Below are 25708 nucleotides of genomic sequence, written 5' to 3'. Positions count from 1 at the left end.
AATATTTGCAAATGTGGCGGTAAACCCCGCCTTTTAGTTATATCTTATGGGTAAAGATTATGCCTGATGAGAATTCATTTAGCCATCTAAACTTCCAATTGCAAAAAAGTTTCGCTATCATGCCAAGCATTGGAAAATACAATTCTGTACTGCAGGTTGGTACAACAATAAAAGTGGTTGAGTTACAACATGAGCACAGCAGCAGTTCCCTTAAATGTTACGCCTGAACGCATTCAAACCATTGCCGATGAAGTGCATATGCATAAGTTTGGCGGCAGTAGCTTGGCCGACGCTTATTGTTACCGCCGAGTGGCGCGTATTGTTACAGAGCATGCGGGCACCAGCGACTTAGTTATTGTTTCTGCTGCGGGCGACACCACTAATCGCATTATTGCTATTATAGAAGCGCGAGAAAATGACCCAGAGTATGCGGCTAGCCTGCTCGACTCATTACAGCGCTACCAGCAAGACTTAATTGACGAATTGTTGGCTGGCCGGCCACTTGAAGTATGCCGTGCCTTATCCGAACAAGACTTTGCCCGTTGGCAACGTTGGCTTATTGGTGGCGAACATATTGAGCGAGCTGAATTGTGCGCCTACGGCGAATTGTGGTCGGCTCGTTTACTAGCGGCTTTGTTACAACGCCAAGGTACCCGTGCTGACTATATCGACGCCCGTACCTTTTTAACTGCCGACGACGCCGCTGAGCCAGTTATTCATACCGCCCCTTCCCGCGCCGCGCTGTTAGAGCGCATTGCACCCTATCCGGGCACGCGCTTTATTGTTACTGGTTTTATTTGTGCCGAAGCAGGTACCGGCCGCACCTTGCTGCTTGGCCGTAATGGTAGCGACTATTCGGCAACCCTTATTGGCAGTTTAGTAAACAGCCGCCAAACCACTATTTGGAAAGACGTTGCCGGCGTTTACAGTGCTGACCCACGAAAAGTTGAACGGGTGGTTAGTTTACCCTCTCTCGATTGGGCGGAAGCGGAAGAATTAGCTCGGCTAGGCAGCCCGGTATTACACCCGCGTACCTTTCAGCCGATAAACCGTGAGCGCATGGTGATTAGCGTGCGTTCGAGTTTAAAAGTTGAAAATCAACAAACCCGTATTGGCCAGTACGACTATACCGATGCCCAAGGTAAGGTACTTACGTCGTTACAAGACGTAACCCTATTTAGCATTGCTTTAGAACACAAACAGCTACTGCGCGCCTTTAATGAAAAAGGCCTTGAGCCACTTATTAGCTGGATTAATAACGGCAAACAACATTTTGCGTTCCATCAAAACCTACTGGAATATGTACGCCAGTGGTTTAGTGAGCAAGACGCCGCCGAGCAGGTGCGAGAAATCAGCGGCTACAGCATGGTGGCCTTAGTGGGTGCACGAATTAAAGAAACCCGCCAGTTCGCTGTACTAAAGCGCGAAGTAGACGAGCAGCACCTGCACCACTTTGCGGTGGCTGAAAACAACAATTCTGCCATTGCTATTTTGGGGCAAAAGCTCGACCACAGTTTTTTAAACCGGCTACATAGCTTGTTGTTTAATTTCCGCCGTAGTGTTGGTTTGTTGGTTATTGGCTGTGGCAATATTGGTAGCGAATGGCTTAAATTGTTCCGCCAACAGCGTGATCATATAAATGAATCTATCGACGTTAAAATTATGGGTGTCGCTAATTCATCGCGTTTATGGCTTGACTATAATGGCGTTGAACTAAATAACTGGCAAGACGACTTCAACCGTTTAGCCCGCCCTTATGTGCTCACAGAACTGTTGCGTGAACTGCCGAATGCGCCCTACGACGAGCTAGTAGCCATCGACTTAACCGATTCCGACGACATTGCTCGTCATTACTCCAGCTTTTTCGCCAACGGCTTGCATATAATCAGTGCCAATAAGCGTGCAGGAGCGGCCCCTGAAGCTATGTATCGTGAAATCCGTACCATTCAGCAAGAGTGGGAGCGCGAGTGGCTGTACAACACCACCGTGGGCGCTGGCCTACCTTTGAACTATGCCATTAAAGACTTAATTCGCTCGGGCGACCGGATAAGAAGCATTTCTGGTATTTTTTCAGGCACGCTAAGCTGGCTATTTGAAAATTACGACGAAGGCATTGAAAGTTTTGGCGACTTAGTACGTCGCGCCAAAGAAGAAGGTTATACAGAGCCAGACCCTCGGGAAGACTTGTCTTGCCAAGACATTGTGCGCAAGTTACTGATTGTTGCCCGCGATATTGGTGCTTCGCTCGACTGGGGCGACGTTGATGTGCAAAGCTTGGTGCCAGAACACTTAGCCACTCTTCCTTTAGACGAGTTTATGCAGCGTTTAGACGAATTGAACGAGCCAATGGAAAAACTTTGGGCTGAAGCCCGCGTTGATGGCAAACTACCTCGTTTAATGGCTAGTTTTTCAGTTGAAAACGATCGTAGTAACGCACGTGTAGGCATCGACTTTATTTCCGATAAAGACATGCTTACCAACCTAATTCCAGGCGAAAATATTTTTGTTATTTTTAGCGAATGGTATAACGACATGCCACTGGTTATTAGCGGCCCTGGCGCCGGCAAGCAGGTAACTGCCGGCGGTGTGCAATCTGATTTACATCAGTTACTGTCGCGCTTAGGCAGCGCTCCAACTCCGTAGGCCAGCCATTTGGCTGGCCTCAGCTACTGTTAGGAGTCATCACCACGATAACGTTTGTAGGGTAAAACGTTCCAGGTGCGTTGCTCGAAATCCCTTGGTTCTAACGCTTGCGGTATCTCGCTTAACAATTTCTTCGCTAGCACCAGCTCGCGCTCTACTTCCGCTTTGTCTTGGTACATAAACTCGTCGGAAGCGGTGTCGGGGGCCTGACTCAGTTTCTCTTCTAAATCACTTATAATTCGCTCTTGTTGTGAGCGTAATGCGCAGCGCGCGTCTTCTAGCCATTTCGGTTGCAAGGCGCGATTATGATCAAGTAGCGCTGTGTATTCTGTGTATACGTCGTTATAAATATCGGTGGCATGGCGGCGCACATCGTTGGTGGCAGCTTCTAAATCACTCACCTGTAAGTCTTCCATGGCCAACGGCTGGGCGCGCTTTGCACCGCCTAGCCCGTGGTGGGTTAAGTAGAAGGGGTACATGCTTTTAACCACTTTACCCACTGGCGACATAGCCGTACCGAACTCATCCACTCCCTTTGGCTGCACGCCTTGTATGGCGGCTAAAGCAGACTCCGGGCGCACCACTTCTTTTGGCGGCATAATACCGTGACGCAGCATTTCACGAATACCCGTACCAGAAATATTCATCCGCACACTTTCATCGTGAGGGCAGGTTTGGGTAGACGCATGGGCTGCACAGCGCGTGCAATAAAACACTTCATGGAATAAACGGATGTCGATACCAAGTTCTTCGGGGGTAAACTGATCAAAAATAGTATGGCTGGCATATTTGTCGTAAAAGCTGCCAATACCCGCATGGTCGCGGCCAATTAAGGCATGAGTACAACCGTAGTTTTTCATGATCAGTGCATGCAGTACGGTTTCGCGCGGGCCGGCAAAAATATATGTAACCCGTAACGGCGCCAGAATTGAGCGTTCTTTCGGGTAGTAGGTGTCGAGCACATTACGGTAGGCCAGCATACGGTATTCATGGCGCACATATTCACGCTTGGCCATTTCTACCAATGGCTGTAAAAACAAGCCGTCTACTTCTTCTAAAGCATTACGGTGAATATATTCATGGCCACGATGCAATGGGTTTGCGCCGGTAATAAAGCCTGCTACCGAACCAAACTTTTTCTCTTCATAAAACAACCGCCAGGTGTCTTGTGGCTCTTGGCGCAGCTTTTCAAATGGCCCCCAGTCTACCCGGTTAAGCAAATGCAAGGTTCCACCTAAAGCGGTGTTACCCATACGACGGTGAATAGAGTCGACCCCCGGGTGGCTACGGTCGGTTGTGCCAAATAAGTTTTGCGCCCGGTGCTCTTTATCGTAAGCAAAAATGTCTTCAATCGTTAAAATGGCCACGGGCTCGTTGTTCGCATCGATAAGCGCAATGTCGTCGCCTTGTTTAAGGCCAGCAATAATTTCTTCATTGCGCTCACCAATAGGTGCAAAGCTTAAAGGAACTGGCCACACCACACCGTTACTTAAGCGACCGTTTTTCAATACCGACAAGTAGTCGGCTTGGTTCATAAAACCCGTGTTGGGAGAAAGCACGCCAGTAGCTATCATTTCAATGGTAATAACCGCTTCAAGATCAACTCGAATAGACGGCAATTCACGCGCGCGGGCTATTTCGGCAGCACGCAAATGCTCGGGCACCACTTGGTTAACCAAGGTGCCGCCGTGAGGCTGTTGGGGATATTGGTCAAAAGGCAATTGGCTCGAGGTAGGCATAAAATTCTCCTGTTGTTATACGTGACCCGATTAAAATAACCCGTTGTCAACGTCTTCAAAAATAAGCGGGGCAGTTTCGCCTTGTTCAACAAATTTAGTTGGTTCGGTACCCTGAATAAAATACTCAAAGGTACTAGTGTAGTCGGTACGTCGAGAAAGCTGACCTGATTTTTGATCAATGCGGGCCGAAGTCATTCCAGCTGGCAAAATATAAGGGCTGGTATCTAACTGCGGCAGTATATCTTTCATATAGCGCACCCAACCTGGTAACGCCGTGGTTCCACCGGCGTCAGAGCCCACAATGGGTTGGCGCTGACGGCCTAAGTTACTGTTTAAGGTTACTCGACCTAAGCGATTTTCAAGGTTGTCGTAGCCCACCCAAAAAATAGTGGCACTACCCCGCATAATGCCGGCAAACCACGCGTCTTTGACTTCGTTGGTAGTACCAGTTTTACCCGATATGTTGCGGTTGCGTAATGCTTGAGCACGCCAAGCAGTGCCGTTCCAGCCGGTATTATTTGGCCACGAGCCACCACCCCAAATAGATGAACTAAGGGCGTCGCTAATTAAAAACGCGATTTGTTCTGAAATAACTCGTGGAGCTAAAGGTATATTAAGTAGTTGTTGCTGCTCTTCACTCAGCTCTTCTAGGCTAATTGTGCCTTGCTCGAGCCGTTGCTGTAAGGCTTCGCATTCAAGGCAAGCTAATACCGGTTTAGCTCGAAATATTTCGTTGCCGTCGGCGTCGTTAATATGGCTAATAAAGTACGGTTCAATTAAAAACCCACCATTAGCAAACACCGCAAACCCACGCGCCATTTCCATCGGGGTAAAACTAGCCGAGCCTAACGACAAGGCTTCGCTACGGGTAATATCATTTTCTGAAAACCCAAAGCGTAATAAATAATCGGCCACGGTATTAACACCTAAACTGCGTAATAACCGCACCGACACAACGTTTTTAGAGCGGGCAATAGCTTCCCGTAACCGAATAGGCCCGTCGTATACTTCTGGCGAATTACGGGGCCGCCAAGCAGAATTGGTGCCTGGGTTCCATTGGGTAATTGGGGCGTCGTTCACCAAGGTTGATAAGGTAAAGCCATTGTCTAGAGCTGCCGCATATATAAAGGGCTTAATGGTTGAGCCTACCTGACGTTTTGCCTGCATAGCGCGGTTATATTGGCTTTCGTTAAAACTATACCCACCTACAATGGCTTGTGCTGCTCCGGTTTGTGGATCTAAGCCAACCACCGCCGAACTTGGTCCAGGCAATTGCGCTAAACGCAGTTCGTTGCCTACTTCTCGAACCCAAATTTGGTCTCCGGCGGTAAGTATTTCGGCGGCTGTTTGTGGTGCTCGCCCTTGCCGGTCGTGATCTAGAAACTGCCGAGCCCAGTCTATAGCCTGCCAAGGTAAGGTTACCCGTTCGCCCCCACGTAGCATAACGTCGGCAGTTTGCTCTTTAACTTCTAAAACCACAGCTGAAATTAATCGGCCATACCGTGGCTGACGGTTTAAGTGCTGCTGTATAGTGGCGTTGTCCCAAGGCTGCCCTTGGTGCGTTTGAATGGTTTGTAACGTAGCGCTGTCCATTGCACCACCCACCTTTAAGCTATTAACTTCTGCGGCGTCGTAGCCCCATAACTTAACCACCGCGCCGCGGTAGCCATGGCGCTCGTCATATTCATGCAGATTTTCGCGCAACGCCGACTCTGCTGCTTCTTGTGCAGCCGTGGTTACCGTTGTGTAAACACGCATACCGCTGTTATATGCTTTTTCTTCACCATAACGGTCGACCATTTCTTGGCGTACCATTTCCGCTACATAAGGCGCACTTACTTCTATTTTGGCCACATGGTACGAGCCCGTTACCGGGGCGTTATAGGCAACTTCATATTCTTCTTGCGTAATAACCCCTGTATCGAGCATACGCCGTAATACCACTCGCCGGCGCTGCAATGCCCGAGCTGGGTTGCTAATGGGGTTTTGGGCTGAAGGGGCTTGAAACAAACCCGCTATTGTAGCTAATTCAGCTAGTGTTAATTCATTTAATGAGCGGCCGTAATACACCTGCGCGGCGGCAGCAACGCCAAAAGCTCGGTGGCCTAAACCTGGCTTATTCATATAAAGGGTAATAATTTCTTCTTTGCTAAGTAAGCTTTCAATATGCAGCGCAATAAAAGCTTCTTTTATTTTTCGGGTCCATACTTTGTCGCGGGTTAAAAAGAAATTTCGCGCCACCTGCATAGTAATGGTACTGGCTCCTTCCTTTATTTCGCCGGTAGAAAGCAAAACACTAAACGCTCGCACAACTCCGATAGGGTCGATACCAAAATGCTCATAAAAACGGGCGTCTTCCGTTGCTAATACGGCGTCAATAAGCTGCTTGGGCAGCTCTTCAAAAGTAACGGGAATGCGGCGCTGCTCACCAAATTGTGAGATTAGTTTGCCATCCTTGGTGAACACCTGCATAGGCGTTTGAAAACGCACGTCGCGGAGTGTTTCAACACTTGGCAGATCAGGCTTAACGTAAAAATAAAGCCCTACAATAGCTCCAACACCTAATATGCCGAACGCAAAGAAGCCAACAAACAGCCATTTTAAAAGTCTTAGCACAAATTTTTCCGTTATTACCCTATGAAATACAGCCGCATTATAGGTGGTTTTTGAACTAACTTTAACCGTTATCCACTTTAACTTTAATGCATAGGTAAATGGAATGTTATTTAGTTGGACTAAAAATAATGTTGCGGTTGGCTTTGTGGTTGGTGAACGCTGGTTAACAAGCGCATGGCTAATAGGTTATAAAAGTAGGCGAAACAGAAAAGGTAACTCGATACTGGCCGACCGGCAGAGCACTAAGGTGGTGATGCTCTGCCAGCGTCCAATTTACACACACAATCATATGAGCTTGGCTGAGCTCATAAGTTCCAATTTAAACCAGGTTATTTTAAAAACAACGCCTATACCCATGATTAAAAAGCCATTTGTTTCTTTACAACTCCCTGAAAGGTTATATGAAACACTTATTGTAGAAAAGCCCAACACATTAAAACTCACTGGCCAGTGGGCCGCAGCGGCACTAGCCGATGCAGGCTACAATTTAAATGAGTGGCGCTGGGACGTATGCCTACAGGGCAGTGCTTGTGTATTTTTATTGGTGAAAATGGTAGACCTACATCATTATTTGCAGCCCTTAAACAAAGCTGGCTGTGTACCGAACGCTGTTAGTTATATTAACCCGGAACGTTTAGTTAGCTTAGATAACCATTTAGCACCACAGTACACCGGCATGACCGTGCTTCCCGACCCTATTGCTGCCAAACAGGCGGTGTGCTTAGCTGCCACCGGGCTAGGTTACATATATGCATAACTTGATCACTCCTGTTTACGCTCGTAAACAAGCGCAGCAACGGTGGCTTTATTCTACTATTGCCTGCGCTTGTGTCGTTTTGGGCTTCTTACAGCTGCGGTATGCATTAACCACCGCTTCAACTACGGCTGAACCGATAATAACCCAGCCCATTAAAGTTATGCCCGAGCTAATAGCACCTGAAGTACCTGCCCTAATGCCCGCACCCACCACCGAGGAGCCTAATTATACCACGCTTGATAGCACCCCCCAGCTGCTCGATAAACCCAACCCCTGTGCCGACTTAACGCCCCCTGACTATCAAATAACTGCTGTTTTATGGCAGCAACAGGGTGAGTTACTGGTGTTGCGCTCGCCTTTAGGCCGACATTTGCATGTTAGCCTTGGTCAGCATTTAGAGCAGTCGAAGTGGGTACTGCAAAGCATTGATAAACATTCAATTACTTGGCAGCACCAAGAGTTTCTTTGCAACGTAATACAAGCCATAAAAGCACCGCCTAATCAGCCCTTAAGGTATTAAAAACCCGTACTGGTTGCGCCAGCCCCCTTAAATTGCGATAATCTGGTGTCTTTTTTCACAGGTACAGGGGTGGATAGACACTCATCATTTGTGTGTAATCGCGATTCAAAAGAAGTGACGTAATCTAGTTATGGCTGAGAAGCGTAATATATTCCTGATTGGCCCCATGGGTGCGGGCAAAAGCACTATCGGACGGCAAATCGCCAAATCCCTCCATTTAGACTTTTTCGATTCTGATACCGAAATTGAACGCCGTACCGGCGCAGATATTAGTTGGGTATTTGAATTGGAAGGTGAAGATGGTTTTCGCGCTCGCGAAGAAAAGGTGATCGAAGAGATCACTGAAAACATGGGTATTGTATTGGCGACCGGCGGTGGTTCCATTATCAGCAGCGAAAATCGCAATCGTTTATCGGCGCGAGGTATTGTGGTGTACTTAAAAACCACACTCGACAAGCAAGTTGCTCGTACCGAGCGCGATAAAAAGCGCCCGCTTATAGCGAATGCTGAAAACCCACGCGAAGTGCTTGCAGAACTAGCAAAAGAGCGTGATCCTCTTTATGAAGAAATTGCTGACTTAGTCGTAGAAACTGACGACCAAAGCGCTAAAGTTGTTGCAAGCCAAATTATTGAACAGCTAGGTTTCTAACTAGCGTTTATGACATTCCTATCGCCATAAAAACCGGCTGAAAACGTAGGGAGTATCCGATGAAACAACTTACCGTTGAGCTTGGTACTCGCCGTTATCCCGTAATTATCGGCAATACTATTCTCGAACAAATCAGGTCGCTGCTTTTATTGCAGCGGCCGGTTTTTGTTATTTCAAACTTTACTGTTGAAACCCTATATTTTAATGCCGTGCACCAAGCACTTGGTAGTTTATACCAAGGCCATTTTATAATGCTCGATGGTGAGCAACATAAAACCTTAACCACTTATAGCGAAGCCCTGGACGCAGTAATGGCCAGCGGTTTGCACCGCGACGGCATTATTCTGGCACTTGGCGGTGGCGTGGTGGGCGATCTAGCTGGTTTTGTTGCTGCAACCTTTCAACGGGGCGTGTCGCTTATTCAGGTGCCAACAACCTTACTAGCGCAAGTAGACTCGTCGGTAGGTGGTAAAACTGCAGTGAATCATGCGCTAGGCAAAAACATGATCGGGGCCTTTCACCAGCCCGACGGCGTGCTTATCGACACCGCTACGCTGCATACATTGCCGGATCGGGAGTTGAAAGCGGGCATTGCCGAAATTATTAAGTATGGGGTAATAGACGACAGTGAGTTTTTTGGCTGGTTAGAGCAAAATATGCCAGCTTTGCTTAAGCGTGACGAACAAGCCTTACAGCATGCAATTGCCGTTAGCTGCGCCATTAAAGCCCGTATTGTGGCCAACGACGAGCGCGAACAAGGCCAGCGTGCTTTATTAAATTTTGGCCATACTTTTGGCCATGTCATAGAAAATGACCAAGGCTATGGTAACTGGCTACATGGTGAAGCTGTGGCCGCTGGCATGGTAATTGCAACTTATTTAGCAAGTGTAATGAATTGGTGTAGTACGACGGATTTACGTCGAGTGCAGCAATTGGTTGCCGCAGCGGGCTTGCCAACACAAGCACCAAATATTAACTGGAGCACTTGGCAAGCGGGCTTATATCGAGATAAAAAAGTACAAGCAGGGCAGGTGCGGTTTATTTTACCTACGGGTATAGGCTTTGCACGTATCACTTCCGAGCCTGTGCCCGAAACATTGTTACAAGCCAGCGTTACACTTACTTAGTTTCTTCGCAGCTAGGCTGCGTGGGTGCCATCGATCAGGATAAGCTATGAGTGACGCAGTAACAAACACACCACAAGCTCCATTAGCCGTGCCGGTACAAATTATGCCGAGCCAGCAAAAGCTATTGGAACAATTGCATTACCTCACTACTTTTCATACCAGCATGGTTATTCTGGCTGGCCCTGAAGGCGCGGGTAAGTCGACTCTGCTTGAAGTATTTCTTGAGCAAGCCTCAGACTACGCAAACTTAGCCTATTTATGTGCCACACCCCGGTTAACGATTGAAAACGTTCGTGAGCGCCTTTTCCAACAAATTAGTTCTGACAGCCGCGCCCAACCCAACGCCTCTTTAAGTAAAACAATTCGCCGCGCTCTTCCTGAAGAGCCACAGCATTTAATGCTAGTAGTCGACGACGCCCATACACTCGAGCCGGCTATTGTGGCCGAGCTACAAGAACTCGTGCTGCATAGTCGCTTTACCGGTGGTAAACACCGGATTAGCGTTATTGTGTCTGGTACTACCGACTGGGCTGCAAGGCAGCGCAAAGTGTCGCCTAGTGACACTAGCGAGCAGCCGGAAATTGTGCTTATTCCTGAGCTTGAAGATTCCGAAGCACTAGCTTTTGCTCGGGCATTATTGTTTGGTCACGAAAAGGGCAAAGCATTAGCCATGGATAGCTTTCGTATTCAAGCCACTATTGGCACTAACCTGCTCTACCCGGGTATTATTCAAAATCAGCTACAAGAGCTTGTTAACCCCATACCTGCCGCGCGTTATAAAGTAACCGACGATGAAGTGGCAATTTCTAGCCCCAACAAACCAACCAAGCCTAGTTCACAAAAAAGCTCTGCTAACATACCCAAACGTAATGGCATGAAGCTATTTTCAATTATGGCTGTAGTGGCTTTGCTTATTGCCGCTGCCACCGCTATTTGGCTAAACAAAGACACCCTCATACCCCCTAGTAAAACGTTGGGGTCAGAAGCAACTTTTTCGGATTCTGAAGCGTTGGGGTCAGAACCAGAGCCGCTGGAGCCCGCACAAACATTGACTTCTGACAGATTGGGTGAAACAAACGCGGAGGCGGCGCCTAAGTCGGTGCTTGAACAAGGTGAAGGCCAAGTGGTAATGAGTTACGACGACGCCCTACCGAAGCTAACAGAAGCGGCGCGAAGCTTTGAGTCTGATCGTGAAATAGCACTTAATTTAATTGCTAAGCCAACAACGACAAGTGGGCCTGAAGTAAATGAACCCGAAGTAAACGAGCCCACCAAAACAGAACCAGCAACAAGTACCGCAACACCAAACCCAAATGTGAACGAAAACCCTTGGCTTGTGTCCCATGATAACGCTTATTTTTTAGCTGCCCCGGCAAGTCAAGTGGTGTTGCAATTAGGCACCGTAACCAGCCAAGCAGCACTTAATCGGTTTTTAAACAACGTAGACTATACAAACCTTAAGGTGTACCACACACTAAAAAACAATCGTAGCTGGTATGTTGTAGTTACCGGCAACTACACCTCGTTAGACGAAGCACGAGCCGCAGTTGCAAGCCTGCCAAGTAGCGTGCAAGCCCTACAACCATGGGCAAAACCCGTTAGTTGGATTCACAATGAGCTAGCCGTAGTTACTGAAGAATAATTTAACTGTAGGCATGTTTAACATAAACATCGAAACGATGCTTTTTGGTAGTAATTTGGCTAGAAGGTTTTTGCCCGCTCAGAAATGGCGCTGCGGCAGGGCGCTTTACTACTACACGGTGAGTTGCTAAAGCAAGCGCCGCTGGTAATAAGCGGTCGGCGTCACTGTCGCCACCTACTAACGCTTGTAGCATTTGCATGTCTTTCTTAACCGCCGCTGCTTTGCCTCGCTCGGGAAACATCGGATCTAAGTAAATTGCTGCGGGTTTTAAGTCTTGGAATGCCGCCGACAACACTTCGGTGTCGATCAAGCTACCTCTGGGTAGTACCGTTACCCGCTCTTTTACCCACGCACCTATTCGTTCATCTTGTTGGGCATGCACCACGGCCTGGTCGAGCAGCGCATGAACCGCTGGATGGCGCTCTAATAAGTAAACCTTGCAACCTGCATGGGCTAGCATCATACCGTCACGCCCTAAGCCTGCAGTGGCGTCTAGCACTGTTGGCCGAAAACCTTTAGCAATGCCTAGTGCCCGAACCACAGCTTCCTGCCTGCCGCCGCCTTGTTGCTGCCGCCAAGCCTGTGGGCCATGAGTAAAACTAAGCTGCAACGGCTGCAAGTCGGGGCGCGAATGCCACACCAGTTCAAGTCCGTCGAGGGTTAACTCTAAATAAAATTCATGTTCTGTAGCATTTTCAGGCAGTTCGTTAGGCATACCGTAGGCCTGCGCCAAGGTAGCCGCAGCTGCCGTTAACTCAGGTATGTCGGTTACCAGTGCTATGGTCACGGGCGCCATTCCATATCGTGGTGGGGAATATCGTCTTCTAAATACTCATAACCCACTTCAACAAAGCCTAGTGAGCGATAAAAGTCGATTAAGTAACATTGGGCGCTAAGCTGAATAGGCCGGTTTGGGGCTGTGGCGTGAATATGATCTATGCAGCGTTGCATTAACTGGCGGGCTAGCCCTTTATGCCGCGCTGGCATAACCACAAGTACACGGCCTACTCGTGCTATCGGCTGTTGTTTAGCATTTTCAAAACGCAACCTAGCGTAGGCCAATATTTTTTCATTTTGCTTCGCAAACACGTGCACCCATTGGTCGTCATTGCCGTCGATGTCGTTATAGGGGCACGATTGCTCTACCACAAACACATCTTGGCGGGCACGAAGAATGTCGTACAGCTCGGTTTTTGTAAGTTCTGCAAATGGTTTGATATGCCAAGTTGGGGTCATTTACTTTTCCTACCTTTTTTAATAATGCCGGTGCTGGGTTCAGCGTTAGGCTGGAGTACTACCCCGCCTGCCGGAAAGTATGCCAACAATTCGGCTACTTTACGCCGAGTTGCGCCATTTTGGCTAATAAAACGACTCACTTGCAGTGTGGTTAACTCGGCGCCTTGGTATAAATGCCGCGCTTCGTCGGTATCGTGGTTTGAAAGTAGCACCGGTATATGGCGATAGCGCGACGCATGCTTAGCTTTTTTAGCCAACAGGGCTTGCTCTTCAAAACTAAAGCCACGGGCAGCGTAGCTGGTAAAGCTTGCCGTGGGGCTTAGCGGCAAGTAAGGAGGGTCGCAATACACCACGTTGCCTTTGCGAGCACGCCGAAAGCTGTCTTGGAACGGCTCGCAGGTAAAAGTGGCCTTACTCGACTTTTCAGCAAAGAATTCCAGCTCTGCCTCAGGAAAATAAGGCTTTTTGTAGCGCCCAAACGGCACGTTAAAGCCGCCACTGGCGTTGTACCTACATAAACCGTTATAACCATGCCTATTCAAGTATAAAAACAACAGCGAGCGTTCGTAAATATCGGAGCTGGCATTAAACTGGGCCCGTAAGGCATAAAATGCGTCGGCTGTATTTGTTTCAGGCACAAACAAGTCGCGCGCATCGTTAATATAGGTGCGCGGCCGACGTTTTAAGGTTCGGTACAGGTTAATAAGATCGGGGTTAATATCGTTGAGCAGGTACTTGTCATAGTCGGTATTTAAAAATACCGAGCCTGCGCCAACAAAAGGCTCAATAAGCTTTTCGCCAGGTGGTAAAACGCGACGAATTGCATCGGCAAGGGTAAACTTGCCCCCAGCCCACTTCAGAAATGCGCGTTGTTTTTTCATGCCACCATCTAGATTACTATTTTCCGCTGATTGTATCGTGTTTTATGCCACAACGATAACCTTGGTTGCGTTATGGGCTTAAGCTAGTATTATCCGTCTCTGCAAATAAATTACTAGAAAGGCCTTTCACCCATGAAAGCATTTAAGAACTTTAAAGTTCCTCATACCTTAACATTATTGTTTGGCATGATGGTTATCGCGCTTATTGCGACCTGGATTGTGCCGCAAGGTTTTTTCCAAACCTTTGTTAACGACGCCGGCCGCAGCGTGGTTATTCCCAACACTTTTGAACTTTCAACAGAGCGCCACTTCCTTACTCCTTGGGAGTTACTAACCGCTGTACCACGGGCCTTTGCCGCGGCCCAAGACATTATCTTCTTTGTCTTTATTGTCGGCGGGGTGTTAGCTATAGCGCGCAAAACCGGCACTGTAGACGCACTTATTGGCAACTTGTTAGGTAAACACCGCGAAGCCCCTGAAAAGCTTATTTTCATGGTGGTATTCTTTTTTGCCTTAGCGTCGAGTGCCATTGGTACTGCTGGGGAATATATTCCTTTCGTGCTTATTTTAGTTGCTCTGTGTAAGGCTATGCGGCTTGACAGTATGACAGCCGTAGGTATGACCATAGCTGGTTACGGCGTTGGTTACGGAGTGTCGGCCTTTAACCCGTTTACTGTGCTTATTGCCCAAGACATTGCTGGCATTCCGCTATATTCGGGCGTATGGCTACGTTTAGTTATTTTTGTACCTTTTGTACTTATTGGTTTTCATCATGTGTGGAGCTACGCCAAAAAAGTGAAAGCCGACCCAGCAAATTCAATGGTAGCCGACTTGCCTTGCCCACTTGATGGCCAAGAAAAAATTGATTATCCACAATTGAATGCCCGCCACCGAGTTATTTTAGCAACCTTTTTAGCCACGGTTGGTATCGCTATTTGGGGTATTTCCCAATACGGTTGGTACCTTTATGAGCTTGGTGCCTGCTTTGTTGGCTGGGGCTTGCTTATTACCGTGTTAGGCCGTTTGTCGTTCGACGAAGCTTCAGAAAGCTTTATTGAAGGCGTTAAAGACCTCACCAGCACCGCGGTATTAATTGGTGTTGCTCGTGGTATTGCACTTATTTTAGAAGACGGCCAAATACTCCATAGCATTGTAAACGGCCTTGCCATGCCTTTAAGCCATGTGCCTGCAGCTATTTCTGCCGTTGGCATGCTGGTAATTCAAACTATTCTAAACCTGTTTGTACCTTCAGGCTCGGGCCAAGCCTTCGTTACCATGCCGTTAATGGCGCCACTGAGTGACTTAGTTGGCATACCGCGCCAAGTTGCTGTATTAGCGTACCAGTTTGGCGACGGTTTCTCGAACATGATAGTGCCAACCAATGCCGTGCTAATGGGTATTATCGGCATTGCTGGCGTTCCTTATGACCGCTGGTTTAAGTTTTGTATGCCGCTACTGGCTAAAATGATGCTAGCTGCGGCGGTAGTGTTAGTGCTGGCGGTAATTTTTGGTTATGGGGCCGGCTTGCAAGAGCCCATTCAAGCAGCGGTACATTTAGTGGACAACGCTCGCTTAAGCTAACCAGTTGGCTTTAAGTTATTATTTGGCGCTCGGCAACTCATCTTGCTGGGCGCCTTTTTGTTCATTCAAGCCACATTTATTCTGCTATCATACGCGCTCTTTTTGTAACCTTGTGAGCCCTTCGCTATGCCCCAATCGCCTCAGTGTAAAAACTCCTACGACGTTATTGTAATTGGCGCAGGTGCGGCTGGGCTTATGTGCGCTGCTACGGCGGCGTACCAAGGTAAGCGCACGCTATTACTTGATCACGGTAAACAAGCGGGCCGCAAAATTCTAATTTCCGGTGGCGGCCGCTCCAACTTCACCAATATGTACACCACTCCTGAAAACTTTATTTCAGGTAACCCGCACTTTTGTAAGTCGGCACTCAGCCGGTATACCCAGTGGGACTTTATTGCCATGGTCGACAAACATGGTATTCCTTGGCACGAAAAAACACTGGGTCAGTTATTTTGCGACGATAGCGCCAAAGACTTAGTTCGTATGCTGGTGAAAGAATGCCAGCTTGCCGGCACTACCGTGCAATTGCGCACTGAAGTATTAAATGTGGCGTATGCCAATGAGCAATATAAATTAGAAACTTCGCAAGGCGACTACACGTGCGGCAAGCTGGTGATAGCCACTGGTGGCCTTTCCATGCCTAAACTTGGCGCAACGCCCTTTGGCTACAAAATTGCCGAACAGTTTGGCCATAAAATAGAACCCGTACGGGCAGGTTTAGTGCCTTTTACCATGCACGATAAAGAAAAAGAGCAATTTGCCGAGCTGGCGGGTTTGTCCGTCGACGTAGTTGCTGAAAACGACCGCATTGGCTTTCCAGAAGCTATGCTGTTTACCCACCGCGGTTTAAGTGGCCCCGCCATGTTACAGATCTCGTCTTACTGGTACCCCGGCGAAGCCTTTAGCGTAAACCTACGCCCCAATGCAAACGTGTTAGCCGAGTTACAAAGCACCCGCCAACAACGACCTAAGTTAGGCCTGTACGGTTTACTACAGCAGTGGTTTCCTAAACGTTTGGCACAAACCCTGTGCGATCAACAGGGCTGGAAAAACAAAAATTTAGCCGATCACAGCAACGCTGAATTTGAACACATTGCTCACACCCTCGAACACTGGCAAGTAAAACCTAACGGCACCGAAGGCTACCGTACCGCCGAAGTGACCTTAGGCGGCGTGAACGTAAACGAAGTGAGCTCAAAAACCATGGAAAGCAAGCTGCAACCTGGCTTGTTCTTTATTGGTGAAGTACTCGACGTAACCGGTTGGCTGGGTGGCTACAACTTCCAATGGGCGTGGAGCTCGGCCTGGGTGGCAGGGCAGTCGGTTTAACCTAGCGATGTTTAAGGCACGGCTGTACGTAAGGCCTTTCATTATTAAACCTTCCAGCGGGCAATAATATAGTTCGACATTTTCCGCCGTGCTACTTGCTTTGCTGGCACAGCATAGCTCGACACTTTAATGCCTTTTTTCTTCATTTTGTTTCGGTTGCCGGTAAGTAACGGATGCCACTTAGGCAGCGCTTCGCCACGATGGATAACACGGTAAGCGCAAGTTTCTGGTAGCCAATTATACTTTGGCACGTTTGAAGGTGTTAATTGATGACAACTCGGTACTTTTGTCAGCCTTTTTTCGTAACTTTTACAGCGGCTTTGTTCAATGTCTAATAGTTCACAGGCAATGCTATACACGGTTACTTTGTTATCGTCGCCAACATAGCGCTCTAAGCAACATTGACCACAACCGTCACACAACGACTCCCACTCTTTCTTGTTGAGCTCTCCCAGGGAATACCGCTCCCAAAACAACTCTCTCACTGCGCGCTTTCCTCACACCTCTGTTAGTGAAATAATGCGCGCAATTAAACGACAATCGGAACAAATAATCCAATTTTTGCCTTTTAAACGAATTTTTCGTAGATTTTGCTGGCTATTTAATGATTGTCAAAGCAGTACTGTACTTCAGCAATTGGGAGTTCTTGCATTAAACACAACATAAGCAATATTCTCGCTTTTTGCGGAGGCAAGTTGTCGGCGGTTATAAGTTGCAGGTGGTCGTAGCTTTCCAAGCTTAAAATACGCCCGCTGGCTAGTCGACTGCTCATTACAATAGGTATGTTTAACTGCACTGCACGGTGCAATGCTTGCTCTTCCAAGGGTGAGCAGCGGCCAGCTCCTGTACCAGCAATAACTAAACCGGCTGGTTTATGCATGGCAAGTAAGCTGTCGAGTAAGCGCTGATCGGCGCCAGCGTACGAATATAAAATGGGTATGTAAGGCTCTGTCGCCGTTATTTTGCTCGTAAACTTAGAGTTTATTGTGTGCTTTCGTAATGGCTTAGCGTGAATTCGAATTTGGCGATCAGCGTCGATAGTGCCTAATGGGCCTGTGTTTAATGCTTGAAAACTTTCCACATGGTAACTGTGGGTTTTGCTCACATCGCGGGCGGAATAAACCTTGTCATTCATGGCCACTAACACGCCTAACCCAACACAGCTGGGCTCGGCTGCTACTCGCACGGCATTGATTAGATTAAGTGCAGCGTCGCTGCTAAGTGCCGAGAAAGGGCGCTGAGAGCCAGTAAAAACCACTGGCATTTCGGTATTTAAGGTTAAATGCAGAAAATATGCAGTTTCTTCGAGGGTGTTAGTGCCATGGGTAATAACAACACCGCTAAAGTTTTCAGTTGCAGCACGCTCAAGCAGCTGTTTAAGTTCAACCCAGTGCTGAAAGGTAATGCCGGTACTGGTTATGTTATCGAGCTGTTTTACTTTTACTTGCGCTATTGCTTGCAGTTCAGGTAAAGCGTCCACTAGCTCTTGGCCACTGTAGTGCCCTGTGCGGTACTGCCGCAGTTCGCAGCGCCGCGGATGGTGCGCAGAAATAGTACCACCCATCGCCACCAGTAATACCTTCGGTAATTGTTCCACAGAAGGCTATTTGGTTTTACTTTCTATTTCTTTGACCGCTTGGTTGGTTTTATGCCAAAAGTACCAGCCAAAAAATATGAACATGCCAATTAAAATAGCTAACCCAGTAAAGGTAAAGAAAAAAATTGGGTTGCTAATGTATTCCTTTAAAAAGCTCATCGCTTCACTCCTAATCAATATATAACGTTAGTATAAAGCCCTACCCACTTTGGCGTTATGACTAAGATCAATAAACTTAGCTAATTATAGACCTTAAATGAACATGGTTGCGGCAGAAAGCAGCAATAACCAATACACCAGTTTTTTGAACTGTGTTTCTGACACGCGCTTATGCAAACTATGCCCCACCCAAAAAGACAACGCTAACACAGGTAAGTAGCTGGCTACTTGTGGTAACACCGGTTGTATTTTGCCTTGCATAAACATAACCGAAGCATAAACCACATTAAGCCCAAACCAAACACTTACTAGCGTGGCTCGAAACTGCGCTTTTGGTACGTTTTCGCTATTTAACGAATACACCAGTAAAGGTCCGCCCGAGGCGAACAAACCATGGGTTATACCCGCAAAAAAGGTCCATAGTGGCTGCCACCAACTTGGTTTGGCTTTTATTACCAACCCACGATGCATTTTGTATAGTTCTCGGCCGGCAAACCATACTATAAGTGCAGCAAATATTAATTTTAATGAGTCGGCACTTAATACTTCAAGCAGTACGATACCTAGTGCCATGCCCGCTGCTATAAACGGTAAAATTCGGCGTAATAATAAACGAAAGTTAATGTCGCGATAAAACTTCACAATAAGTGTGGTGGTCATCACTACACTTAGCGGTACCAAAATAGGCAGTAAGGTTGGAATGGGGAACAGCATGCTACCCAAGGCTACGGCTATAACAATACTACCAAAGCCGGTTATAGCTTCGCTGGTAAACGCTATCCAAATAAAAACACCTAATAAAACCCACTCAATGGCCATGTGCTCTGCTCTTGTTAATGTGCTTACCTGCGTACATTTGAAAAAGAACTTTAGCCATTATGCTGCCCACGCCAGAATAATTCGAACACTTCTCGGCTGGTTTTAGTGGGGGTATAACCAAAGGTTTCTTTCAAGGCCGTATTGGCTAGCACTGGCCGATAACGAAGAAATAGCACATGGTTTGGCCCCACTTTGGTTAACTTTAGGCTATGGGTTAACCACAGCAGGCTACGCAACAACCATGCTGGAACTTGCTGAACTGGCTTGTGCATTATTGCTGCTAATTCGCTAACGGTTACCGCGCCGTCGCCCGCCACGTTAAAACAACCTTGCTGGCTGCTTAAAACCCCTTGAAGTAAAATGGCCACTAAGTCTTGATCCCAAATAAATACAAAGGGCGAGCTTGACCCCCGAATGGCTAACATGCGTGGTCGGCTAAAAAGTTCAGTAATCATATTGTTGGTTTCTGCGCCAAGCACTGTACCTGGCCGTAATATCAGTTGCTTTAGTTCTGGGTGCCCCTTGCGATAGTGCGCCAGCAACTCTTCCACGGCCCGTTTATGTCGGCTATATGAAAACTCTTTATTACCACGCAATGGGTCGCTTTCTTTAATCCAGCGTGGATTGTCGGCATGGTAACCGTAAGCAGCACCACTACTGGTTACGGTTAAGTGTTGCACCTTGGCTTCTAAGCAAGCGTTAATAACATTGTGGGTGCCATTTACGTCGATGTCGTATTCACGTTTTTCATTGCCACCGGGGCTAACAATTGAAGCTAAATGCACCACATGAGTAATGCTGTGCTGCGCCATAACAGTAGCCAAGCTTGGGTCGCGAATATCAAGTTGTTGTACCGGAAAGCTAACGCTAGCGGCCTTTGGTATGGCTCGATCAATGCCCACTACATATACAGCTGCTTGTTGTAATTTTGCCCCCAGCAGCCTGCCAATATAACCGGCGGCACCGGTAATAAGTACCCGGATCATATTAGGTCCTTGTGCGGCAAGGCACGTTTCGACCAAAACGTACTCAGGGTTAAACCACTAACAATATGCCAAACGCCCCAAAATGCGGCAATAAGAATAGCGCCGCCTTGGTTGCTCATGAAGGTAAATAAAATAATTAACCCCAAGCCTGAATTTTGTATGCCTACTTCTAATGTTACCGCACGAACATCTGCCGCTGACTGACGCGTTAAACGTGCTAACCCATAACCTAACCCTAGTGCCAAGCTATTGTGCGCAATCACCAGCCCTATGAAGGCCGCATAGTGCGTAATAAACAGTTTAAAGTTGGCTTTAAAGGCAATTATTACAAATAACAGAAATACAGCTAACGCCACCCAACGCATGGGTTGTTCGATACGTTTTAGTAACTGTGGAAATTTACGCCCTGTAAGCATACCAAGCGCCAGCGGTATACCTAGCACGAGAAATATAAGCATGAATATTTGGCTGCTGTCCATGGCAATGGCGTCGACTAAGTTGCGCGTAGGTTCATAGGCATTAGCGTAAAAAAGAAAATTAAACGGTGTTAACACTAAGGCGCCCACGCTGGAAATAGCCGTCATGGACACGGACGTGGCCACATTACCCCTAGCTATAAAGGTCATAATATTGGAAAAACTACCACCTGGGCAGGCCGACACCAGCATCATACCTAAAGCTAAGCCTGGGTCGGGCGTTGCTAGGAGAATAAAGCCATAGGTAGCCGCGGGTAAAAGTAAAAACTGCGCCAGTAAGCCAGTTATTGGTGCCTTGGGCGCTTTTAAAATAGCGCTGAAGTCGCTTGTTTTTAACCCCAACGACACACCAAACATCATTAATGCCATAATCAGGTTTAAAATAAGCAAATTGCTTGGATCAAACTGAATAGTGACGTGATCAAGCATATTATGCCACGCCTAACCGGTGCTTAAGCTCTCGGCAATGCTGAGCCACAGTGGCTCGGTATAAGTCTTTATTTACGTAATAGGCCATACGATCGAGCTTTAAATAATTGATGCCGCCGCTGAAGGTTTCGTTATTGCCCTTAATCGCTGCGGTTAACTGCGGGCTTAAACCTGCCTTGCTAGCTTTCGCTTTTAAATATAAGGCAACTAGTTCCGCTTGCTCAACTCGGCCCTGCCAGCCTAAGCCTGTGGCTTCGATCATACCGAGCATGCACACATTAGGTTCATTAGGGTTAAACACGTTTAAATATAAATGCGGTGCGGGCCCTTGCCAATTTAACAAGGTATTGTCGATAAACGGATAATGCAGTTTATAGCCAGTAGCAAACACAATTTTGTCGTACTCGGCTTTGGTACCATCGGCAAAATGAACTGTTAAGCCTGACGTATGGGTAATAGCGCTGCGTGGTTGAATGTCGCCATGGCCAAGATAATGCAACACCAGGGAGTTCATTACTGGATGCGACTCATAAATTCGGTAGTTGGGGTCGGGCAAACCGTATTTGCTTGGCTTGCCTACTAGGGCTTTAACAATAAGGCTGTCGAGCCACTGCTTTAGCCGCGTAGGTAGTTTAAGCTTGCCACCTAGCGTGTCGATAGGTTTACCAAACACAAACTTAGGGAAAAAATAATAGCCGCGGCGCACACTTAAACCCACTTCCTGTGCATGGTGTACTGCGTCTACCGCGATGTCGCAGGCGCTATTTCCACAACCTACAATAAGCACGCGCTGGCCATTAAAGCTCTGCGGATAACGATAGGCTGCCGCATGTATGGCCTCGCCAGTATAGTTACCCGGTAGTTTAGGCGTGTTCGGATAATGCAAAGTACCGCTGGCTATTAACACGCCTGCCGCTGCAAAGGTAAATTCTTCGTTGGTTTCTGTATGTTGCCAAATAACTTGCCAGTGGTCTGCGGCTAATTTAATAACCTTTAGTACCTTGGCGTTATATTGATATTTTTCGTTTAACTTAAAGTGGTGGGCATAGTCTTTGAAATATAGCCCCACGTCGCGATGGCTTGGGTAAGTTGCTACCGACTTAGCCATGGGGAACTCGGCTATTTCAGTCATGGTTTTTGAGCTAATTAAATGAGCGCTTTCATACATGGTGCTATGGGGGTTTTCAATGTCCCATAAGCCACCGGGGCCACTGTGCATTTCAAAGCCTTGAAAGTCGATTCCGTAACGCAATAACTCGCGGGCCATAACCAAACCCATAGGGCCGGCGCCAATCAGGGCGTAAGGTCGTTTGCCGTTAGCTGCAGTGGTATGTGCTGTACCCATTTTTGCCTACTCAATATGTTTATAACCCCATCTATACTAGCGAGTTATATGTACAAATCACGTTTTAATTTAGGCAAGGGGTGTTTTTGCAGTTAAAGATGTTCGCAGATAAAAGGAGAGGTGGAGAAGAAATATTATTTAAAAGCACACGTCCCTGTGTGCACTCGGTATTGAGTTCTTGTTTTTACATTGTCCTTCCAATACCGTGGCGAAACCACGTCGAACCAACCTTGTTCGTGCCATGACACAACACAACAAACGAGAACATTACGAATATTAGCATAGTGAATGCTATATTCAAAAACAACCTTGTTACATTCCGATAGTGTTCCGTAAGTTATTGTAAAAAAAGACGAATTTTTTCTGCTTTAGTAGCAATAGTGAATACGCCGTCTAAATGCCCCCACGGCCCTTGTATTTCCTCATAATCGGTCGTATTACCTTGTTGTTTCAGTATGTTATGTGCTCGCTGTGCTAAATAAGGCTGTAGCAATAGGTCATTCGCTGCAGGAAGGAACAGAGTAGCCGCCTTAACCCGCGACAAGCCAGCCTCTAGGCTTTCTCCGTGGCCTGCCATAAACAACTGGTTAGCGCGCACTAGGTATAAAATATGGTTTGCATCGGCATAGGTTGCACGAGCGCCTGCTGCAGCTTTAAGTTGATCAACCACAGCAAAATTAGAACGAATGTTATGTAAAGGTGCTTTTTCTTTCGCAGAGCTTGCCGCATTTAGCTGATTAAAAATAAGCGGATGCTGCGCTTGCAGAGTAATAGCCATAACCGCTTGTGTAACACCAGCTGTAGGCGGTTCAGCAGCATAGTAGTCGCCATTATTCCAGTTCGGATCTGCCATAATAGGGTTCGCCCACTGCTGCAGGGTAGCAATAGTCCAAGGATCACTTTCACCCATGCCTATAACAGAGATCATACGGTCGACTTGATCAGGGTAGGCTACCGACCATTCTAATGCCTGTAAAGAGCCCATCGAAGCTCCAACCACTGCATGGAGTCGTTCAATACCAAGACTTTCTAGTAACATTTTTTGTACATTCACAAAGTCACGAATAGTAACCACTGGAAAGTCTAGTCCATACGGTTTGCCCGTAGCTGGGTTAATGCTGGCTGGCCCTGTGGTAATTACATTTGGATTATGCGGCTCTTGGTTCACTAAAGTGTCTGAGCTGATAACATAAAACTTATTTGTGTCGATGGCTTTGCCAGGTCCAATTATAGCGTCCCAATAACCTGGGAAAGGATCTGTTTCTGCATAACGCCCGGCTGCATGGCTATTACCCGAGAAAAAGTGGGTAATAAGAATAACGTTGTCTTTAGCGGCGTTTAGTGTGCCATAAGCTTCCCAGCCCACGCGCACTTCCGCAATGGTTTCCCCCCCGTGAGTGGCAAAGTTTTCTGTCACAAATTCTTTCTTTTCAACAAATTGTGAACTTACGGCGTCTTGTGAACAGCCCATTAAAAATAGTAGCGCAATGCTCGTTAGCCAAATATTCATGCGTTTCATAGTGTGCTCCTGCAATTATTTCTTTATCAAGTAGTCAATGTATTGATTGCGCAATTCACGCTTTAGCACTTTGCCAGTGCCGGTGCGTGGAAAGTCGGCCACCACCACTAAGTCGTCGGGCATCCACCACTTAGCAATGCGGCCGGTTAGGTGCTCTACCATCATGGCAGCCGTTACCTCTTGGCCTTTTACGGGCACCACCAATAACAACGGCCTTTCATCCCACTTAGCGTGTTTTACCCCAACCACACAACATTCGTTTACCGCTGGGTGTTGGCTAACAATGCTTTCAATTTCAAGCGAACTAATCCATTCACCACCGCTTTTAATTACGTCTTTAGTGCGGTCTACCACTTTCATGTGGCCTTCCCGGTCAATAACCGCAATGTCGCCTGTTGCTAACCAACCATTAGGAAAATTACTAGTGTCGTTGTTTTTAAAGTATTGTGCGCATATCCAAGGACCCCGTACACGCAGCTCACCAGAAGCAATGCCGTCATGCGGGAGCGGCTGATCGTCGTCATCGAATATTTCCATATCGATACCAAAACAGGCTTTGCCGGCGGTGGTTTGTTTGCCGTAACGGGTACTTTTATCGAGCGCCATTATGGCCTTGGTGGGAGGTAACGAGGTGACCAGCGGGCCAGTTTCTGTCATGCCCCAAATAGGCTGCCAATAAATGTTGTAGTCTTCGTCGAAGGTTTTCACTAGCCCCAGCGGAGAGGCCGCCCCCCCCACACAAACTCGTTCTAAAGGTAGTTTTGTAATACCTTGGTCTTGTAAGTAATTATGTAAAGTTAGCCAAATAGTGGGTACGCCTAGGCCTACATTTACTTTTTCATCGCGAATAAGTTGCCACATGCTTGCGCCGTCCATGCCGTGCCCTGGCAGTACCAAGCTGCTACCAGCTAACGGCGCAGCATAAGGCGCACCCCATGCCCCAATATGGTACATTGCCACCATAGGTAGTAGTACCGTGTCTTCACGCAAATCAAGCAATGCCGACGACGCCGAAGCTTGCGCATGCAGTACCATCGAGCGGTGCGAATACAGCACCCCCTTCGGGTTACCCGTAGTGCCCGAGGTGTAGCATAAAATAGCTGCCTGATGTTCGTCGAAGGTAGGCCAGGGGAAATTGCTTGCCTGCTCAGCAAGTAGGGTTTCGTAACAATGCACATTAGTTAAGCTGGTTTGTGGCATTTCATGGGCATCGCAAAGAATAATATAACCCTTTACGGTGGTTAATTGCGGGGCAACTTCTTCGAGCTGGGCTACAAATCCTAAATCGACAAAAACGTAAGTGTCTTCTGCATGATTAATAACATATTCAATTTGTTCGGAAAACAAGCGCGGATTTACCGTATGCAAGACGGCGCCTAGCCCTGCTATACCATAATAAAGCTCCACGTGGCGGTGAGTATTCCACGCCATTGAAGCAACAAAGTCGCCACTTTGTACGCCAAGAGCTTCAAGCGCATGGCCAAGCTGAGCGGTACGCGCCCATGTATTTGCATAACTGGTACGATGAATGCTGTTGTCGTGTAAGCGAGAAATTATTTCCTTGTCTGGAAAACGCTGGTTGGCATAGGCCAACATGTCGATGATCAGCAGCGGTGTTTCCATTACGTCGCCGCGTATTGCTTGAGTACTCATATTTA

22 protein-coding genes are annotated in these 25708 nt (G+C 47.4%); 8 read left to right on the top strand and 14 right to left on the bottom strand.

Features of this window, described 5'->3' with window-relative positions; translation table 11 throughout:
- The first annotated feature begins 189 nt into the window (after positions 1 to 189).
- Entirely contained in the window at positions 190 to 2643 is a 2454-nt protein-coding gene (gene metL, locus M1L23_RS13885; RefSeq protein ID WP_252628033.1) for a bifunctional aspartate kinase/homoserine dehydrogenase II, read from the top strand.
- A gap of 29 nt (positions 2644 to 2672) precedes the next feature.
- Here metL and M1L23_RS13880 read toward each other — a convergent pair whose 3' ends face one another.
- Both M1L23_RS13880 and M1L23_RS13875 read right to left on the bottom strand, forming a co-directional pair.
- Positions 2673 to 4382, bottom strand: a complete 1710-nt coding sequence (locus M1L23_RS13880; RefSeq protein ID WP_252628032.1) for a sulfate adenylyltransferase — start codon at positions 4380 to 4382, stop codon at positions 2673 to 2675.
- 30 nt (positions 4383 to 4412) lie between these two features.
- The gene (locus M1L23_RS13875; protein ID WP_252628031.1) at positions 4413 to 6998 is read right to left on the bottom strand and encodes a penicillin-binding protein 1A; all 2586 of its coding nucleotides are present in this window, start codon (positions 6996 to 6998) and stop codon (positions 4413 to 4415) included.
- 103 nt (positions 6999 to 7101) lie between these two features.
- Between M1L23_RS13875 and M1L23_RS13870 the strand changes: the two genes are divergently transcribed.
- The 5 genes from M1L23_RS13870 to M1L23_RS13850 all read left to right on the top strand — a co-directional run bounded on the left by M1L23_RS13870 (position 7102) and on the right by M1L23_RS13850 (position 11693).
- The gene (locus M1L23_RS13870) at positions 7102 to 7755 is read left to right on the top strand and encodes a hypothetical protein (protein ID WP_252628030.1); all 654 of its coding nucleotides are present in this window, start codon (positions 7102 to 7104) and stop codon (positions 7753 to 7755) included.
- Entirely contained in the window at positions 7748 to 8275 is a 528-nt protein-coding gene (locus M1L23_RS13865) for a hypothetical protein (RefSeq protein ID WP_252628029.1), read from the top strand. The genes M1L23_RS13870 and M1L23_RS13865 overlap by 8 nt, the downstream gene beginning before the upstream one ends.
- Before the next feature lie 130 nt (positions 8276 to 8405).
- On the top strand, positions 8406 to 8924 hold the full coding sequence (gene aroK, locus M1L23_RS13860) for a shikimate kinase AroK (protein ID WP_252628028.1): 519 nt from the start codon (positions 8406 to 8408) through the stop codon (positions 8922 to 8924).
- A 59-nt stretch (positions 8925 to 8983) separates the two neighbouring features.
- On the top strand, positions 8984 to 10051 hold the full coding sequence (gene aroB, locus M1L23_RS13855) for a 3-dehydroquinate synthase (protein WP_252628027.1): 1068 nt from the start codon (positions 8984 to 8986) through the stop codon (positions 10049 to 10051).
- A gap of 46 nt (positions 10052 to 10097) precedes the next feature.
- Positions 10098 to 11693: an AAA family ATPase gene (locus M1L23_RS13850; RefSeq protein WP_252628026.1), complete on the top strand. Its 1596-nt coding sequence runs from the start codon at positions 10098 to 10100 to the stop codon at positions 11691 to 11693.
- A gap of 1 nt (position 11694) precedes the next feature.
- Here the strand turns inward: M1L23_RS13850 and M1L23_RS13845 are convergent, their stop codons facing one another.
- The 3 genes from M1L23_RS13845 to M1L23_RS13835 are packed head-to-tail and all read right to left on the bottom strand — an operon-like array spanning position 11695 to position 13810.
- Positions 11695 to 12480: a class I SAM-dependent methyltransferase gene (locus M1L23_RS13845; RefSeq protein WP_252628025.1), complete on the bottom strand. Its 786-nt coding sequence runs from the start codon at positions 12478 to 12480 to the stop codon at positions 11695 to 11697.
- Complete coding sequence (locus M1L23_RS13840; RefSeq protein WP_252628024.1) at positions 12477 to 12929, bottom strand: GNAT family N-acetyltransferase; 453 nt, start codon at positions 12927 to 12929, stop codon at positions 12477 to 12479. Before M1L23_RS13840 ends, M1L23_RS13845 begins: the two co-directional genes overlap by 4 nt.
- On the bottom strand, positions 12926 to 13810 hold the full coding sequence (locus M1L23_RS13835; protein WP_252628023.1) for a Dam family site-specific DNA-(adenine-N6)-methyltransferase: 885 nt from the start codon (positions 13808 to 13810) through the stop codon (positions 12926 to 12928). Before M1L23_RS13835 ends, M1L23_RS13840 begins: the two co-directional genes overlap by 4 nt.
- 132 nt (positions 13811 to 13942) lie before the next feature.
- On the opposite strand from M1L23_RS13835, the gene M1L23_RS13830 reads away from it, so the two are divergent.
- Together M1L23_RS13830 and M1L23_RS13825 are read left to right on the top strand one after the other, a co-directional pair.
- Positions 13943 to 15391: a YfcC family protein gene (locus tag M1L23_RS13830; RefSeq protein ID WP_252628022.1), complete on the top strand. Its 1449-nt coding sequence runs from the start codon at positions 13943 to 13945 to the stop codon at positions 15389 to 15391.
- A gap of 126 nt (positions 15392 to 15517) precedes the next feature.
- The gene (locus M1L23_RS13825) at positions 15518 to 16720 is read left to right on the top strand and encodes a BaiN/RdsA family NAD(P)/FAD-dependent oxidoreductase (RefSeq protein ID WP_252628021.1); all 1203 of its coding nucleotides are present in this window, start codon (positions 15518 to 15520) and stop codon (positions 16718 to 16720) included.
- Positions 16721 to 16764: 44 nt separating this feature from the next.
- Here the strand turns inward: M1L23_RS13825 and M1L23_RS13820 are convergent, their stop codons facing one another.
- The 9 genes from M1L23_RS13820 to M1L23_RS13780 form a co-directional block, all read right to left on the bottom strand.
- Complete coding sequence (locus tag M1L23_RS13820; protein WP_252628020.1) at positions 16765 to 17205, bottom strand: YcgN family cysteine cluster protein; 441 nt, start codon at positions 17203 to 17205, stop codon at positions 16765 to 16767.
- Positions 17206 to 17321: 116 nt separating this feature from the next.
- Positions 17322 to 18317: an asparaginase gene (locus M1L23_RS13815; protein ID WP_252628019.1), complete on the bottom strand. Its 996-nt coding sequence runs from the start codon at positions 18315 to 18317 to the stop codon at positions 17322 to 17324.
- A gap of 6 nt (positions 18318 to 18323) precedes the next feature.
- Positions 18324 to 18476: a DUF3149 domain-containing protein gene (locus tag M1L23_RS13810; protein WP_252628018.1), complete on the bottom strand. Its 153-nt coding sequence runs from the start codon at positions 18474 to 18476 to the stop codon at positions 18324 to 18326.
- 93 nt (positions 18477 to 18569) lie between these two features.
- A complete protein-coding gene (locus M1L23_RS13805) occupies positions 18570 to 19295 on the bottom strand; it encodes a sulfite exporter TauE/SafE family protein (RefSeq protein ID WP_252628017.1) in 726 nt (241 codons plus the stop codon).
- A 50-nt stretch (positions 19296 to 19345) separates the two neighbouring features.
- Positions 19346 to 20281, bottom strand: coding sequence for an SDR family oxidoreductase (locus tag M1L23_RS13800; RefSeq protein WP_252628016.1), 936 nt, complete (start codon positions 20279 to 20281; stop codon positions 19346 to 19348).
- Positions 20278 to 21186, bottom strand: a complete 909-nt coding sequence (locus M1L23_RS13795) for a bile acid:sodium symporter family protein (RefSeq protein ID WP_252628015.1) — start codon at positions 21184 to 21186, stop codon at positions 20278 to 20280. The genes M1L23_RS13800 and M1L23_RS13795 overlap by 4 nt, the downstream gene beginning before the upstream one ends.
- Position 21187: 1 nt before the next feature.
- Positions 21188 to 22531, bottom strand: coding sequence for a flavin-containing monooxygenase (locus M1L23_RS13790; RefSeq protein ID WP_252628014.1), 1344 nt, complete (start codon positions 22529 to 22531; stop codon positions 21188 to 21190).
- Between the two features lie 337 nt (positions 22532 to 22868).
- On the bottom strand, positions 22869 to 24041 hold the full coding sequence (locus M1L23_RS13785) for an E22 family MetX-like putative esterase (protein WP_252628082.1): 1173 nt from the start codon (positions 24039 to 24041) through the stop codon (positions 22869 to 22871).
- Positions 24042 to 24065: 24 nt separating this feature from the next.
- On the bottom strand, positions 24066 to 25703 hold the full coding sequence (locus M1L23_RS13780) for a long-chain fatty acid--CoA ligase (protein WP_252628013.1): 1638 nt from the start codon (positions 25701 to 25703) through the stop codon (positions 24066 to 24068).
- Positions 25704 to 25708 lie beyond the last annotated feature (5 nt).

Source organism: Aliidiomarina quisquiliarum, from assembly GCF_023922585.1.
Lineage (GTDB): Bacteria > Pseudomonadota > Gammaproteobacteria > Enterobacterales > Alteromonadaceae > Aliidiomarina > Aliidiomarina quisquiliarum.
Note: the sequence above shows the minus strand (reverse complement) of the source record. Positions and strands in the feature narration are given on the sequence as shown.